This window comes from Clostridioides sp. ZZV15-6383, from assembly GCF_020657735.1.
GTDB classification, from domain to species: Bacteria; Bacillota; Clostridia; order Peptostreptococcales; family Peptostreptococcaceae; genus Clostridioides; species Clostridioides difficile_D.
Genome location: NZ_JAGWCV010000040.1, coordinates 18205 through 33884, shown reverse-complemented (window position 1 = coordinate 33884; position 15680 = coordinate 18205). Strand labels below are relative to the sequence as shown.

16 protein-coding genes are annotated in these 15680 nt (G+C 28.8%); 15 read left to right on the top strand and 1 reads right to left on the bottom strand.

Annotated elements, in window-relative coordinates; all coding sequences use genetic code 11:
* Window positions 1-150: 150 nt before the first annotated feature.
* The 13 genes from KGF42_RS13880 to KGF42_RS13820 all read left to right on the top strand — a co-directional run bounded on the left by KGF42_RS13880 (window position 151) and on the right by KGF42_RS13820 (window position 12618).
* Entirely contained in the window at window positions 151-1092 is a 942-nt protein-coding gene (locus KGF42_RS13880; RefSeq protein WP_227826531.1) for a D-2-hydroxyacid dehydrogenase, read from the top strand.
* Between the two features lie 31 nt (window positions 1093-1123).
* The gene (locus tag KGF42_RS13875; RefSeq protein ID WP_054272919.1) at window positions 1124-2374 is read left to right on the top strand and encodes a DUF1015 domain-containing protein; all 1251 of its coding nucleotides are present in this window, start codon (window positions 1124-1126) and stop codon (window positions 2372-2374) included.
* Between the two features lie 576 nt (window positions 2375-2950).
* Window positions 2951-3625, top strand: coding sequence for a hypothetical protein (locus KGF42_RS13870; RefSeq protein ID WP_227826530.1), 675 nt, complete (start codon window positions 2951-2953; stop codon window positions 3623-3625).
* A gap of 185 nt (window positions 3626-3810) precedes the next feature.
* Complete coding sequence (locus tag KGF42_RS13865) at window positions 3811-5745, top strand: YgiQ family radical SAM protein (protein WP_227821602.1); 1935 nt, start codon at window positions 3811-3813, stop codon at window positions 5743-5745.
* Window positions 5746-5851: 106 nt separating this feature from the next.
* A complete protein-coding gene (locus KGF42_RS13860) occupies window positions 5852-6847 on the top strand; it encodes an MqnA/MqnD/SBP family protein (protein ID WP_227826529.1) in 996 nt (331 codons plus the stop codon).
* Window positions 6819-7604 (top strand): ABC transporter permease subunit, encoded by a 786-nt coding sequence (locus KGF42_RS13855; protein WP_227826528.1) that lies wholly within the window; start codon window positions 6819-6821, stop codon window positions 7602-7604. The genes KGF42_RS13860 and KGF42_RS13855 overlap by 29 nt, the downstream gene beginning before the upstream one ends.
* A complete protein-coding gene (locus tag KGF42_RS13850; protein ID WP_107594557.1) occupies window positions 7592-8290 on the top strand; it encodes an ABC transporter ATP-binding protein in 699 nt (232 codons plus the stop codon). The genes KGF42_RS13855 and KGF42_RS13850 overlap by 13 nt, the downstream gene beginning before the upstream one ends.
* A gap of 107 nt (window positions 8291-8397) precedes the next feature.
* A complete protein-coding gene (ybaK, locus tag KGF42_RS13845) occupies window positions 8398-8871 on the top strand; it encodes a Cys-tRNA(Pro) deacylase (RefSeq protein ID WP_227826527.1) in 474 nt (157 codons plus the stop codon).
* A 195-nt stretch (window positions 8872-9066) separates the two neighbouring features.
* Window positions 9067-9906 carry a fumarate hydratase gene (locus KGF42_RS13840; RefSeq protein WP_227821598.1) on the top strand — a complete coding sequence of 280 codons (840 nt, stop codon included), beginning with the start codon at window positions 9067-9069 and terminating at the stop codon, window positions 9904-9906.
* A gap of 12 nt (window positions 9907-9918) precedes the next feature.
* Window positions 9919-10467, top strand: a complete 549-nt coding sequence (locus tag KGF42_RS13835; protein WP_003418715.1) for a Fe-S-containing hydro-lyase — start codon at window positions 9919-9921, stop codon at window positions 10465-10467.
* A 66-nt stretch (window positions 10468-10533) separates the two neighbouring features.
* The gene (locus tag KGF42_RS13830; RefSeq protein ID WP_227826526.1) at window positions 10534-11715 is read left to right on the top strand and encodes an NADP-dependent malic enzyme; all 1182 of its coding nucleotides are present in this window, start codon (window positions 10534-10536) and stop codon (window positions 11713-11715) included.
* A 173-nt stretch (window positions 11716-11888) separates the two neighbouring features.
* Window positions 11889-12152, top strand: coding sequence for a zinc ribbon domain-containing protein (locus KGF42_RS13825; protein ID WP_227821595.1), 264 nt, complete (start codon window positions 11889-11891; stop codon window positions 12150-12152).
* A gap of 238 nt (window positions 12153-12390) precedes the next feature.
* A complete protein-coding gene (locus KGF42_RS13820) occupies window positions 12391-12618 on the top strand; it encodes a hypothetical protein (RefSeq protein WP_227826525.1) in 228 nt (75 codons plus the stop codon).
* Here the strand turns inward: KGF42_RS13820 and KGF42_RS13815 are convergent.
* Window positions 12610-13452: a S1-like domain-containing RNA-binding protein gene (locus KGF42_RS13815; RefSeq protein ID WP_227826524.1), complete on the bottom strand. Its 843-nt coding sequence runs from the start codon at window positions 13450-13452 to the stop codon at window positions 12610-12612. The two genes, KGF42_RS13820 and KGF42_RS13815, sit on opposite strands and share 9 nt — an antisense overlap.
* A gap of 294 nt (window positions 13453-13746) precedes the next feature.
* On the opposite strand from KGF42_RS13815, the gene KGF42_RS13810 reads away from it, so the two are divergent.
* Window positions 13747-14481 carry a GntR family transcriptional regulator gene (locus KGF42_RS13810; RefSeq protein WP_107594564.1) on the top strand — a complete coding sequence of 245 codons (735 nt, stop codon included), beginning with the start codon at window positions 13747-13749 and terminating at the stop codon, window positions 14479-14481.
* A gap of 9 nt (window positions 14482-14490) precedes the next feature.
* Window positions 14491-15624: an N-acetylglucosamine-6-phosphate deacetylase gene (gene nagA / locus KGF42_RS13805; RefSeq protein WP_227826523.1), complete on the top strand. Its 1134-nt coding sequence runs from the start codon at window positions 14491-14493 to the stop codon at window positions 15622-15624.
* The last annotated feature ends 56 nt before the right edge of the window (window positions 15625-15680 follow it).

The window sequence follows — 15680 nt, the reverse complement described above, 5'->3', positions numbered from 1 at the left end:
CAATAAGAAAGTTTGATATGATTTTAATAAAAAATATTTTGAAAATTATATAAACAGAAAGTTGAATTAAACAAAGTCTTTTATTGATGAAAATACTTTAAAAAATAAAAATTGGGAAAATTAAGTGAATAAAAATTGGAGGAGTTTGTTATGTATAATATATTAATTACTGATGGAATAGAGAAAGAAGCAGCGAGAAAATTGAGAGAGTTAAATTTTAATGTGATAGAGCAATTTTATGAAAAAGATGTTTTAGGAGACAAACTTAAAGATGTTGATGTACTTGTAGTACGTTCAGCTACTAAAGTTACTAAGGATGTAATAGATAAAGCATTAGAGGGCAAAAAGTTGAAGTTGATAGTAAGAGGTGGAGTAGGACTAGATAACATAGATGTTAAATATGCTCAAGCTAAAGGTATAAAAGTTATGAATACTCCAAATGCAAGTAGTATATCTGTTGCAGAGCTTACAATAGGTCAATTATTTGTTCTTGCAAGATTCATAAATACTGCCAATGTAACTATGAGAGATGGAAAATGGGAAAAGAAAAAATACAAAGGTACAGAAATTAATGGAAAGACACTTGGACTTATAGGTTTTGGAAGAATTGCAAAAGAAGTTGCAAAGAGAGCAGAATTATTAGGTATGGATGTTATATATACTGACATAATGGGTGAAGCACAAGGCTTTAACAATTATAGATTCTGTGATATGGAAGAAGTTTTAGAAAAGGCAGATTTCTTATCTTTACACATACCATTTGATAAGAATAAGGGGGCAGTAATAACTGAAAAAGAAATAAATAAGATGAAGAAGGGGGCTTATTTAATAAACTGTGCAAGAGGTGGTTTAGTTGATGAAAAAGATTTACTAAAAGCATTAGATGAAGGTAAATTATCAGCAGTAGCTATAGATGTTTATGAACAAGAACCTACTTTAAATCTAGACTTAGTAAATCATCCAAGAGTTTCTCCTACACCTCATATTGGGGCATCTACAGTAGAAGCTCAAGAAAGAATAGGAGAAGAAATAGTAACTGTGATTCAAGATTTCTTTCTTGACTTCAACAATCTAATAGGGGTAGCATTATAAAATATTTTATATAATTAGGAGGAAATTAGTAATGGCAACGATTAAACCATTTAAGGCGATTAGACCAAACAAATATATAGTAGATAAAGTAGCAGCACTTCCTTACGATGTTATGAATAGTAAAGAAGCTAGAAAAATTGCAGAAGGGAATCCATATTCATTTTTGCATATAGATAAATCAGAAATTGATTTAGATGAAAATATAAATTTATATGATGAAAAAGTTTATTTAAAAGCGCGAGAAAATTTAGATGAGTTTCGAAAACAAGAAATTCTAGTAAAAGATGACAAAGAGTGTATATATATATATAAACAAATCATGGATGGTAGAGCTCAAGTTGGTATAGTAGCATGTATATCAGTTGATGAAAGCTTAAATGGAACAATAAAAAAACATGAGTACACTCGACCAGAAAAGGAAATTGATAGAACAAAACATATAAAATACTGTGATGCTAATACGGGAACTATACTTGTAACTTATAAACATCAAAGATTGATAGATGATATAATCAATGATTTTATGGATAATAATGAACCTTTATATGATTTTATAACAGATGACAAGATAGAGCATACAGTATGGAAGATTGATAATGATGATATAATATGTAACTTAGTAGATGAATTTGGGAAATTAGATTATCTATACATTGCAGATGGTCATCATAGAACAGCTTCAGCAGAAAATGTAGCTAAAGAAATGAGAGCTAAAAATCCAAATTATACTGGAAAAGAAGAATTTAATTACTTTATAGCAATGATTGCACCAGATGAGAATTTAATGGTTTTGGATTATAATAGAGTTATCAAAGACTTAAATGGTTTAAGTGAGGAAGAATTTATAAATAAAATAAAAGAAAATTTTGAACTAGAAGAAATAGAAGGAAAAGAAAAATATAAACCTGACAAAAAAGGAACTTTCGGAATGTATTTAGGTAATAAATGGTACAAAATGAAAGCAAATAAAAATTTATTAGAAATAGAAGACCCTGTTGACTCATTAGATATTTCTATATTACAAGATTATGTTATTGATGCTATTTTAGGAATTGATAATCCTAGAGTAGATAAAAGAATTGATTTTATCGGCGGAATTAGAGGTCTTGAAGAATTAGAAAAAAGAGTTAATGAAGATATGAAGGTAGCGTTTGCAATGTATCCTACTAGTATTGAGGATTTAATAAGAGTAGCAGATGCAGGTAAGATAATGCCAGCTAAGTCAACATGGTTTGAACCTAAAGTAAGATGTGGTCTATTTCTACATGAAATAAACGAATAATTAATAAAGGGCTAAAAAGTGAATTTTACACTTTTTAGCCCTTGTTTTTTTTGAGTTATATGTGAAATATAAATTTTAGAAGTTAAGATTATTAATAATAGTTGCCTTTTTTGAAAATGGATAATTTTAGGATATAGGTAGTGATATTCTATGTTATAATTTAGAATGGAAAGTTATATAATTGTATTTATATATTTAAAAAAAATTAAATACATATTATATAATAAGATTATCATATGTTTTCATTACAATTATAAAAAAAGTAGTATTTATAAGGAATAGTTAGTATTTTTTTGTTGTGAAATTAAGGGGATAGTAATTAATTAGAAAAGGAATGAATAATAATGAGTATATTACGTTATCAATTTTTGATAAACCAAACGCAAAATTAGAGTTTTTAATACTAATTAAGAATAAAGATTTTACAAATAAATCTGAAGGCATGTTATTTAACTCTAATATAAGAGGAAGGTAATTGTATATTGAAAAATCATAAAAATATGAATAAAGAATCTAAATAAATACAAAGGTTTGCAAGATAAGTAAATAATATAATTATATAATGAGGATGTGAGTATGATGAACAGACTAAAGCCAAGAATCCTGGGTATTAGCATCTTGTTTATTATTATAATTATTTTAACCTGTGGAGCTATTTTCAAGTTTAAGTTTATTAAGTTTAAATTGGATAATAAATTAAAAGAAACCACACAGATATATTTGTCAGAGTTTACAGAACATAATATAGTTAATCTAAAGACAAGACTTAGTGGTCAATTTGACATGCTTGAATCTATTGCTAAATTCATTGGAAACTCGAACAATATAAGTGATGAAGAGGTGATTGATAATTTAGGTAGTGATGTGAAAAAAAGACTTAAGCCACAGGGTATACGTTCAATATTACAATGTAAGATTTTAGAAGGTAATAAATTTAGAGGGTTCGTAGGATTTGATGAATGTTCATACAATCGTATGTGGACTAATGATGAAGTGAATACACTGACTTTTATATCTAAAACACTTAGTATGTTTTTATTAAAAATGCGTATTCAAAATAAACCTTGTAAAAAATGTCCTATGAGAGATTTAAAAGATGGTGATGATACTTGTAAATCATTTATGCGTAATAGAAAGTTTGATGTGAAGGCAAATATAACTACAACTACTTTGAAATGGTTTGATGGTAAAGATGCATGTTTAATCTTTGGAAGTGAAGTAAGTAGCATTGAATCCGAAGAAAATGTTTAAAATACTGTATTATAGATTTACTTAAAATCACAATTTGAACTTATTAGACTTAAAAAGTCTATATAAATCATTTAAGTTGTGGCTTTAAGTATTTTTTATGATATAATTAAGCGTTAAGAACAAAATTAAACGATACTTTTGTATAAGAAAAATATTTGTTAAATATATATTGAGCAGGTGATAATATGGAAAATAAGTTTTTACCAATAAGTAAACAAGATATGATAGATAGAGGATGGGAAGAATTAGATTTTGTTCTAGTTACAGGAGATGCATATGTAGACCATCATAGTTTTGGTACAGCAATAATATCTAGAGTTTTAGAAAAGGCTGGGTACAAGGTTGGGATAATAGCTCAACCAAACTGGAAGACTACAGATGATTTTATGAAGCTAGGAAAACCTAGACTTGGTTTTTTGGTCAATGCAGGAAATATGGATTCAATGGTTAATCATTATTCTGTAAGTAAAAAGCATAGAGAAAAGGATATGTATTCTCCAGGTGGGAAAATGGGTCATAGACCAGATAGAGCTACTATAGTATATTGTAATAAAATAAGAGAAGCATACAGTGATGTTGCAATAGTAATAGGTGGAATTGAAGCTAGTTTAAGAAGATTTGCACACTATGATTATTGGAGTGATAAGGTTAGAAAATCTATGTTAATAGATAGTGGAGCAGATTTATTAGTTTATGGTATGAGTGAAAAGCAGATTGTAGAAGTAGCCAATGCACTTAATGATGGATATGACCCAAAATATATTAGACATATTGATGGGACATGCTATATTGCAGATACATTGGAAGAAATATATGATAAATATATATTAATTCCATCATATAAAGAAATATGTGAAGATAAAATGAAGTATGTAGAGGCTTTTAAAATTCAGTATGATGAACAAGACCCATTTAGAGGGAATATAATTGTTCAACCTCATGGAAGTAAGTATTTGGTTCAAAATAAACCAGAGAAACCACTTAGTAGGGAAGAATTAGACGAAGTATATGGATTGCCATATCAAAAGACATACCATCCTGTATATGAAGAATTTGGTGGTATACCAGCTATAGAAGAAGTAAAATTTAGTATAGTAAGTTCAAGAGGATGTTTTGGTAGTTGTTCATTTTGTGCAATAACATTTCATCAAGGAAGAGCAGTACAAAGTAGAAGTGAAAAATCAATTATTGACGAAGCAATAGGAATAACAAATTTAGATGATTTTAAAGGGTATATACATGATGTTGGAGGTCCAACAGCTAATTTTAGAAGACCAGCTTGTAACAAACAAATTACTAAAGGTGCTTGTAAAAATAGACAGTGTTTATCGCCATCACCATGTAAAAATCTAGATGCAGACCATAGTGAATATCTACACTTACTTAGAGCTGTAAGAAAATTACCTAAAATCAAAAAGGTGTTTGTACGTTCTGGAATTAGATACGATTATGTAATGGCAGACAAGAATAATAAGTTTCTTAGAGAGTTGATAGAGCATCATGTAAGTGGTCAACTGAAGGTAGCACCAGAACATATATCTGAAGAAGTTTTAAAGTATATGCAAAAACCAGCAGGAAAAACTTATGATAAGTTTAGACAGAAGTTTTTTGCTATAAATGAAGAATTAGGTAAAAAGCAATATTTGATACCGTATTTAATGTCTAGTCATCCTGGTTCTACATTAAATAGTGCTATAGAGTTAGCTGAGTATTTAAGAGATACTCACTATCAACCAGAACAGGTTCAAGACTTTTACCCAACTCCTGGAACTCTGTCAACAACCATGTTTTATACAGGTATAGACCCACTTACTATGCAGCCAGTTTATGTACCTAAATCAAAACGTGATAAGGCAATGCAAAGAGCTTTATTGCAGTATAGAGCACCTAGAAATTATGATTTAGTATATTCTGCACTAGTTGAAGCAGGAAGAGAAGACCTAATAGGTTTTGGGCATAGATGCTTGATAAAACCAAAAGATGAGAAGCCTTATTTTAATAGAAATAATTCTAAAAAAAATACATCTAAAGGTGCAAATAAAAACAAAAGAGGTAATACAAATAACAGAACTAATAAAAATCAACAAAAAAGTTCAACTAAGAAAAAGAAAAAGTATTAGAATATAAATAAAAATATTTAAAGAAGAAGGATTATTCGATAAATTAACAGAAATTAATATAAATAAATATAATTATTTTATAAGATGTTAGCTTTGGGAGGAAGAGATGAAAAAGTATATTTCTATAATATTATTAGTAGCATTGAGTGTGATTTTTTTGGGAGGATGTACATCGAAAGAAGATAAAACTCCAAAAAAAGAGTTATCAGTTGTTAAAGAAGTAAAAGTAGCTGTTCCAGATGGATTACCAGCAGTAGCAATAGCTAAACTTGCAAATGAAAATCCAGAGATTAAAGATGGATATGAAACAAAATATAGCATTGAAAAGACACCTGAGGCGATTTCCACTAGAGTGATGAAAAAAGATGTAGATATAGCTATAGTTCCATCAAACATGGCTGCAATAGCATATAATAAAACTTCAGCATATAATATCGTTGGAACTGTGGGAATGGGTTCGCTTTATTTAGTATCAACAGAAGATATAAAAGACTATTCTGATTTAGTTGGTAAAGAGGTTGGATGCACTGGAAAAGGACTTACTCCAGATATAACTATAAAAAGCCTTTTGTTACAAATGGATATAAATTATTCAGATGTAAATTTTAATTATGTAAATTCAGCAAGTGAATTGGTACCATTGTTGGCTACTGGTAAAGTTAAAACAGGAATTGTTCCAGAGCCTGCACTTAGTGCCTTGATGTCTAAGAATCCAGATATAAAAATTATAAAAAGTTTGAACGATTCATGGAAAGAAGTAAGTGGTTCAAAAGATGGTTATCCTCAATCTACATTAATTGTAAAGTCTGAGTTTTTGAGAGATAATAAAGATTTTGTAGATTCTTTTGTAGGTCAATTATCAAATAGTATAGATTGGGCAAATAAAAATCCTAAAGAATTAGGTGCATATTCTGAAAAAATAAAAATATCTACTGAATCAAAGATAATAGGAGAAGCCCTTGAAAGAGCTGATTTGAAATATATTCCAGTTAAGGATATGACTAAAGATTACAAAAACTACTACGATAAATTGGCTAATTTTGATGATAAGACATTAGGAGGCAAAGTACCAGATGAAGCAATATACTTTGTTGAAAAATAAAAAAAATAAAGAACAGTTTATAGATAAATTAGAGGTAACACTTTCTTGTGTTATCCTCTTATTTTTATGGCAAATTATTGCTTTAAAAATTGATAATGATATTTTTTTACCAACAGTAGGTCAAGTATTTAATAGCATTAAAGAAATCATACTGAATTCTACGTTCTACATAGATATACTTTATTCTATGGGGAGATGTTTTTTTAGTTTTTTATTTGCTATGATTTTTGCTATTATACTATCAATAATGTCTTATTTAAATAGGTTTTTTAGAAATCTATTAAAACCAATCAACGCTTTGGCACGTTCAATACCAACTATGATACTAGTGGTACTTGCACTGATTTGGTTTGAAAAAGATAGCACGCCTTTTATAGTTGGATTTGCTATAGTTTTTCCTATATTATATGATAACGTTTTGGGGGCTATATTAAATATAGACAAGAACTTATTAGAAATGGCAAGTGTGTATAAAATAAGATTTGTAGATAAAGTATTAAAAATTTATTTGCCAGCCATAAAATTTCAAATTATATCTATACTAGTATCAACATTTTCTTTAAGTTTGAAAGTTGCTATAGCAGGAGAGGTATATAGTCAACCTACATATGGTATTGGGAGTATGATACAAACTGAAAAAATTAATTTTAATACATCTGGAATATTTGCTTGGATAATTATTGTTCTTTTAATTTCTGCTATTTTGCAAATAGCTCAAAAGTTTTTAGCAAGGAGAGCTTTTTTATGGAAAAGATAAAGTTAAGTATTGGGAATATAAATAAAAGATACGATACTCATATTATATTCAAAAATTTTAATATTGATTTTTATGTCAATGAGGTTAATTGTATACTTGGAAAATCTGGTTGTGGAAAAACTACGCTTTTGAATATACTAAGTGGAATTATTAAAAATGACACTGACAATCTAAATATCAAAGAAAATTTAAATAAAGTGGGAAATAAGTTGGAAGCTAGCTACATATTTCAAGATGATAGGCTTATAGACTGGTTAACAGTGGAAGAAAATATAAAGATAGTTGTAAATAAATACTATAATAAAACTCAACTAAATAAAATTTGTGATGAATATTTAGAATTGGTTGGTATTAGTGAGTATAAAAAATTTTATCCTCAGATGCTTAGTGGAGGTCTTAGACAAAGAGTAAATATTGCTAGAGCTTTTATATATCCATCAAGAAACATTATAATGGATGAACCTTTTAAATCTATTGACGCAAAGAATACACAACTTATAATGGATAATTTTAGAGAGATATTAAAAAAAGAAAAGAGAACTGTGTTATTTGTAACTCATAATATTGAGGAAGCATTATTTTTAGCAGATAGAATATTTATTTTAGGAGATTCTCCAATTAGAATAAAAAAAATATTAAAAAATTCTAAGGAATTGGAAAAAAATGAAGTTTTGAATTTGATATAGAGTTATAATAATACTGTCATTTTAAAATCTATAAGACTGTATTAAAATAGTACAGAATATTCGAAAAGGTGTATAATGTTCGTATTTTATAAAAAGGAAGTGAAGATATGGTTAAGACTAATGCTATGAGAATATTAGATTCAAATAAGATTGATTATAGAGTAATGTCTTATGAAGTGAAAAGTGAACATGTAGATGGTGTTGAGGTAGCACATGATATAGGAAGAGATGTAAATGAAGTGTATAAGACATTGGTAACTCAAGGGGTTAGTAAGAATATATATGTATATGTAATACCAGTACATGAAAACTTGGACTTAAAAAAGGCTGCAAAAGTAGCTAAAGAGAAAAGTGTAGAGATGATTCATGTAAAAGATATAAATAAATTTACAGGATATATTAGAGGTGGGTGCTCTCCTATAGGTATGAAAAAACTTTATAAAACTTTTGTAAATGAAAGTGCAAAAAATTTAGATACAATTATCGTGAGTGCAGGAAAAATAGGCTATCAAATAGAACTATCGCCATTTGATTTACAAAGACTTATACAAGTAGAATTTGTAGATGTAATAAAAAAATAAGAATCATATATAAAATATAGGGGTTGTATGCTTAATAATAAGTATTATATTGTTAATAAAATGAATAATAACTTTGAAACAAATATGCAGTTACCTATACGCAATTGGTACAAAAATATTGAGAAATTTTGAAAATAATGATAAAGTGTAAGTATAATTACGAATGTTTTTATAAATTAATGGAGGGATGTTCGATTGAGGAAAATAAATTCTGAACAAATTGTTGAACAAGTAAAAAAACTTTGTATAGAAGCGAATCTATACTTAGGAGAAGATGTTCTAAGTTGTATAAAAGAGAAAGTTAAAAGTGAAAAGAGTGAAGTTGGAAAAAATATATTAAATATATTAGTTGAAAATGCTGAAATAGCTAAAGAAAAAAATATACCAATATGCCAAGATACTGGTATGGCTGTATTTTTTGTCGAATTAGGACAAGAGGTTGTAATCGAGGGAGATACACTTACTGAAGCTATAAATGAGGGAGTAAGACAGGGGTATGAAGAAGGATATTTAAGAAAATCTGTTGTAAGCCCAATTAGTAGAGTGAACACAAAAGATAATACACCTGCTATTATTCATTATGATATGGTAAAAGGTGATAAGATTAAAATAGAATTTGCAGCCAAGGGGTTTGGAAGCGAAAATATGAGTAAGATGAAAATGTTAAAACCATCAGATGGCTTAGAAGGAATTAAAAAATTCATAATAGATACAGTTTCAGAAGCTGGACCTAATCCATGCCCTCCTATGGTAATTGGAGTTGGCATAGGTGGAACTGTGGATAAATGTGCTCAAATAGCTAAGAAGGCACTTTTTAGAGAACTTGGTGAATTTAATAAAGATGAAAATATAGCAAAACTTGAGAGTGAATTATTGGCATCTATTAATAAACTTGGTATAGGACCTCAAGGCTTAGGTGGTACTACAACAGCTTTGGGCTTAAATATAGAAACTTTTCCTACACATATAGCAGGTCTTCCTGTTGTTGTAAATATAAACTGCCATGCATCAAGACATAAAAAGGTAGTAATTTAGGAGGAAAATAAAATGATAAAAATAACTACACCTGTAAGTGAGATTGATATAGCAAAATTAAATTGTGGAGATACAATTAGTTTGAGTGGTATACTTTATACAGCAAGAGATGCTGCTCATAAAAGATTGATAGATTGTATAAATAAAGGTGAAGAATTACCCTTTGATGTATATGGTCAAGGAATATATTATGTGGGTCCTACCCCTACAAAGCCAGGAGAAGTTATAGGTGCAGCTGGACCAACAACAAGTTATAGAATGGATGATTTGACTATACCTCTTTTGGAGAGAGGTCTTAGATTGATGATAGGTAAAGGAAAAAGAAGTGATGAAGTTATAGAAGGTATGCAAAAATATGGAGCGGTTTATCTTGCTGCAATAGGTGGAGCTGGAGCATATATCTCAAATTCAATAAAGTCATGTGAAATTATTGCATATGAAGATTTAGGAGCTGAAGCTATAAGAAAGATTGTAGTAGAAGACCTTAAGCTTACAGTAGCAATAGACAGCTATGGAAATAATATATATGAGCAAGGTAGAGCAATTTATGAATGTAAATAAAGTTTAGAAATTTATGTGAATATCAAAGTTAAAAAATGGTTGTATATATTTTAAGGAGGAAAATAAATGTCTAAGGATTATGCAAAATTGGCATTAGAAATGCATGAAGTTAATAAAGGGAAAATAAATGTACAAAGCAAAGTAGAAATTAAAACTAAGGATGATTTATCAACAGCATATACGCCAGGTGTTGCAGAACCTTGTTTAAAAATACATGAAAATCAAGAGGATGTTTATAGATACACTTCAAAAGGTAATCTAGTAGCAGTAGTCAGTGATGGAAGTGCTGTGCTTGGATTAGGTAACATAGGAGCTGAAGCATCTATACCTGTCATGGAAGGTAAGGCTATATTATTTAAACAATTTGCAAATGTAGATGCTTTTCCGATTTGTTTAAAGACTACTGATGTAGATGAGATAGTTAAATCTGTGGAGTTGATGGAGCCTGTATTTGGAGGAATAAATTTGGAAGACATATCTTCTCCAAGATGTTTTGAGATAGAAGAAAGATTAAAAAAATCTTTGAGTATACCTGTTTTTCATGATGACCAGCATGGAACAGCAATAATAGTTGCAGCTGCTATAATAAATTCAATAAAATTGATTGAGAATAAAAAAATAGAAGATTTGGAAATAGTTATAAACGGAGCAGGAGCTGCTGGTATAGCTATAGCAAAGATACTACTTAATATGAATGTTAAGAATATAATATTGTGTGATAGAAGTGGGGCATTGGAAGCTAGTATAGAAAATCTAAATTATGTTCAAAAAGAAATGTTAAAAGTAACAAATATAAGAAATGAAAAAGGTTCTTTAAAAGATATTATAAAAAGAAAAGATGTATTTATAGGTGTTTCAGGTCCAGGAGCTGTTACAAAGGAAATGGTTGAAAGTATGTCTGAAAAGCCAATAATATTAGCTATGGCAAACCCTACTCCAGAGATAATGCCAGAAGAAGCTAAACTAGGTGGAGCATTCATAATGGGAACAGGTCGTTCAGATTTCCCTAATCAAGTCAATAATGTTTTGGCTTTCCCTGGAATATTTAGAGGTGCACTTGATGTTAAGGCTAAAGAAATTAATGAAGAGATGAAGATAGCCGCTGCATATGCAATCGCCAATACAATAAGTGATGAAGAAATATGCCCAGAGTATATATTGCCAGATGTATTTAATAAGAATGTAGTAAAAAATGTCGCTAAAGCAGTTAAAGAAGCAGCAATAAAAACTAAAGTAAATAGAATATAATTTTTTATTAAATTATTAAAAACTAAAAAATTATTAAAGACTAATGAAATTATGTCCAGTGGGGTGATTTTATTAGTCTTTTTATTTTTAATATGACATTATAATGTCATATTAGTCTTGATATAATTTGAATATGGTTAGGAGCCAAAGAAAAATATAAGGAGTGATTTAAAATGGAAGAAACTAAATTTTGCCAATGTTGTGCTATGCCAATGGGACAAACTGATGAATTATATGGGACAAATAAAGATGGAAGTAAAAGTACTGATTATTGTAGTTATTGTTTTAAAGATGGTGAGTTTACAGCTGATATAAGTATGGAAGAGATGATAGAAGTTTGTATCCCTCATATGCTTCAAAGTAATAAGGATATGAGTGAAGATGAGGCAAGAACAATGATGAACAATTTCTTTCCAACATTAAAACGCTGGAAATAATTTTATGGAAAATTAGTTACATTCAGACCATGAAAAGTGGTGTTAACAATAAGTGGTGGTATGTTCTATAGCATACCACCTGTTTTGTTGCTGGTAGTTTAGTTATTTCAAATTGTAAAATCTAAAATATGTTATTTATATTCAGTTTCTCTATCCATGTCTTTTTCTACCTCAAGTCAAATTCCACTACAAAATCATCATTTTCAATTCGCTGACTGCTATTTTGGGGCTTGCAGATATGGCTATACAATGTCAAAAGATACAATTTATTAAAGATGATGGAAATTGGCACATAGTAATTAAAAATCTTGATGAAAAGTCTATATCAGAAATAAATAGTAGAGTAGATATAGCTCACCATGGTAGGGGGCAAGTCGTTGACAATGGAGAGTTTAAATCAAAGGAAATATTGATACAAGGTTTAGATGAAGAATTTAAATTAAATATTTTAAATACTCTACTTTAGATAAGTTCCTTCTTCATCTTGATAAATTAATCCTTTTTTCATAAGCACTCCAAGAGCTCGTTTAAAATTTTTCTTACTTGAATTAAATAAGATAGAAATATCTTTAGGGTCAGACTTATCATTAAATCTCATATATCCATCAGAACCTTCTAAATAACTTAAAATCTTATTTTCTAAAGTATCAAGTTCATCTTTTCTATTTCCTCTAGGAGAAAGCCCTAACTTACCATCATTATATATTTTTATAACATGCAAGTTTTCAAGAACATCACCAGCTTTTAATTCAGTAAAGTACTCATTATGAAGGATTACACCAGCATATTTATTATCTACACATATCATTGCAGAGTTATTAGTTTGGAATCCATATACAACTCCAGTTACAATATCTCCAACATTATAAGTATGGTCTGTTAATAAGTATGAATCTATATCTGTAGTTGCGGCAATTCTTTCACTTTTGTCTAAATATATATAAAATAAATACTTTTCATCTCTAAACAATGGATAAGTCTTAGCCTTAAAAGGAACTAGTATGTCTTTAGGAAGTCCCATATCTATAAAAGTCCCAATATCTGTATTATCAACTACTTTCAAATGTGCTACATCTCCAACCTTAGCTAAAGGAGGTATTAAAGTTGCAGCAGTTCTGTCATCAGAATCTTTAAATATGAAAGCATCTACTTCATCACCTATATTTATTTCATTTTTTCCAATCAATCTGTTATGAAGAAGTATATCATCCTTTGTGTTATTAGTTTGTCCATCCAAAAAATATCCAAATTCAGTTTTTCTTTTTACTGTAAGTTTATTAAAATCACCTATTTTTATCAAATTAAAATCATCCTCTCATTTTATATTTATAATTTAGCCATAATATACTTATGTAGTAGTTTGTCACAGTATCTATATTAGTATTAGTGAAATTTACAATAAATAATGTAGTTATTTATGTATTTTTCAATTCTCTAGCTTCTTATATAGTATAAACTCCAATTTCTTTTTTGTCTTTAGGTTTTACTAAAATTTTTACAAAATAAGTTAAAAACTATTGAAATAAAATTTCTTTTAAAGTATAATTGGTATATACCAAAATTGGTATATACCATATCGAAAAGTGGTGACTATATGAAAATAGTAAATAAATCTAGTAACATACCATTGCATACTCAATTAAGTTCAATAATAAGAGAAATGATAGAAACTGGTGAACTTAAAGAGGGTGATGCAATAATGCCAGAAAGAGAACTTTGTAACATACAAAATGTGAGTCGGATGACAGTAAACAAAACTATTGTTGGATTAGTTACAGAAGGACTTCTTTATAGGGTACAAGGTAAAGGGACATTTGTTGCAAAGCAAAAAAAGAAGTATCAGTTTTCAAATGTAAAAGGTTTTACTGATGTCATGAAAGAAAAGGGAGTAGACATAAAAACGGATATATTATCCTTTGAGATGGAACTGCCAGATGATTTAGTTAAAAGAAAACTTGGAATAAGTGATAATACTACAAATATATATAAGATTGTTAGACTTAGATATACTGATGGAGAGCCATTTGGATTAGAAATAGTATATCTGTCAGAAGAAATGTGTAAGGGTCTTACAAAAGGGATATTAGATAATTCTTCACTATATAGAGTTTTAAATGAAAAATATGGCTATAAGATACAAAAAGCTGAACAAGTAATGGAGCCAGTAATACTTTCAGATGAAGAAAGTAAACTTCTTGAAACAGAAGAAGGTGCTTTAGCTCTTAAACTTCATAGAAATTCCTATAATAGAGAAGGTAGCCCTATAGAATATACCATATCAATATTTAGAACAGATAAATATCAATATGAAATAGTATTGAGTGAGTAGGTGAATAATATGAAATGTTTAATTAATGGAAAGATAATATTAAAAAATCAAATCTTGGAAAATAAAGTATTAGTATTTGATGAAAAAATAATTGATATAGCTGATAGCATACCAAAAGATTGTGAAGTTATAGATGCTGATGGGAAATATATATCTCCAGGGCTTATTGACATTCACATACATGGAAACATGGGAAAAGATACTATGGATTCGACTGATGAATCTATTGAAACAATTTCAAAGTCAATAATGAGACATGGGGTAACTTCTTTTCTTCCAACTACAATGACTATGGATAAAGAACATGTCTATGATGCACTTGAAGTTATTAAAAAAGCCCAAAATAGAAAGCTTGAAGGAGCACAAGTATTAGGAGCACACCTAGAAGGACCTTTTATAAATGAAAATTACAAGGGGGCACAAAATGAAAAATTTATAATAAATTCAAAATACGAATTTATCAAAGAATATAAAGATGTTATAAAAGTTATAACTTATGCTCCAGAAAAAGATATTGACTTTGATTTTACTAGAGAAATAAAAAGATGTACAGATATAGTTTTATCTATTGGTCATAGTAATGCAAATTATGAGCAAGCTAAAGAAGCTATAAACTTAGGGGTAACAAATGTAACTCATATGTTCAATGCAATGACTGGTTTAAATCATAGAGACCCAGGTGTTGTTGGTGCAGCACTTACAACTAATGTATATAGTGAACTAATAGCAGATACAATCCATATAAATAAAGATTTATTTCAATTTATATTGAACAATAAAGGAAAAGAAAGACTGATTTTAATAACAGATTCTATAGAAGCTGGTGGTCTTGAAGATGGAAATTATGCTCTTGGAGGTCAGAAAGTCATAGTTAAGGGTAATGAAGCTAGACTTGAAAATGGAGCATTAGCTGGAAGTGTACTATCTTTAAATAAAATGGTATTTAACTTCTTAAATAATACAAACCTTAAAATTAATGAAGCGATTAATCTAGCATCTTTAAATCCAGCAACCTCTTTAGGTATAAATGACAAAAAAGGAAGTTTAGAAATAGGTAAGGATGCAGATATAGCTGTATTTGATGGGAACTTGGACTGTAAGATGACATTTTGTTTGGGGGAAGTAGTATATAAAAATATATAGTATAAAACAAACTTTAAAGAAAATAAAAGTAGTATAAAAAATAATAATAAATTAAA

Excerpts from the sequence above, each read along its gene's own strand:
- KGF42_RS13880 (WP_227826531.1), top strand. The coding sequence starts at position 151 with ATGTATAATATATTAATTACTGATGGAATAGAGAAAGAAGCAGCGAGA.
- KGF42_RS13875 (WP_054272919.1), top strand. The coding sequence starts at position 1,124 with ATGGCAACGATTAAACCATTTAAGGCGATTAGACCAAACAAATATATA.
- KGF42_RS13870 (WP_227826530.1), top strand. The coding sequence starts at position 2,951 with ATGATGAACAGACTAAAGCCAAGAATCCTGGGTATTAGCATCTTGTTT.
- KGF42_RS13865 (WP_227821602.1), top strand. The coding sequence starts at position 3,811 with ATGGAAAATAAGTTTTTACCAATAAGTAAACAAGATATGATAGATAGA.
- KGF42_RS13860 (WP_227826529.1), top strand. The coding sequence starts at position 5,852 with ATGAAAAAGTATATTTCTATAATATTATTAGTAGCATTGAGTGTGATT.
- KGF42_RS13855 (WP_227826528.1), top strand. The coding sequence starts at position 6,819 with ATGAAGCAATATACTTTGTTGAAAAATAAAAAAAATAAAGAACAGTTT.
- KGF42_RS13850 (WP_107594557.1), top strand. The coding sequence starts at position 7,592 with ATGGAAAAGATAAAGTTAAGTATTGGGAATATAAATAAAAGATACGAT.
- ybaK (WP_227826527.1), top strand. The coding sequence starts at position 8,398 with ATGGTTAAGACTAATGCTATGAGAATATTAGATTCAAATAAGATTGAT.
- KGF42_RS13835 (WP_003418715.1), top strand. The coding sequence starts at position 9,919 with ATGATAAAAATAACTACACCTGTAAGTGAGATTGATATAGCAAAATTA.
- KGF42_RS13830 (WP_227826526.1), top strand. The coding sequence starts at position 10,534 with ATGTCTAAGGATTATGCAAAATTGGCATTAGAAATGCATGAAGTTAAT.
- KGF42_RS13825 (WP_227821595.1), top strand. The coding sequence starts at position 11,889 with ATGGAAGAAACTAAATTTTGCCAATGTTGTGCTATGCCAATGGGACAA.
- KGF42_RS13820 (WP_227826525.1), top strand. The coding sequence starts at position 12,391 with ATGGCTATACAATGTCAAAAGATACAATTTATTAAAGATGATGGAAAT.
- KGF42_RS13810 (WP_107594564.1), top strand. The coding sequence starts at position 13,747 with ATGAAAATAGTAAATAAATCTAGTAACATACCATTGCATACTCAATTA.
- nagA (WP_227826523.1), top strand. The coding sequence starts at position 14,491 with ATGAAATGTTTAATTAATGGAAAGATAATATTAAAAAATCAAATCTTG.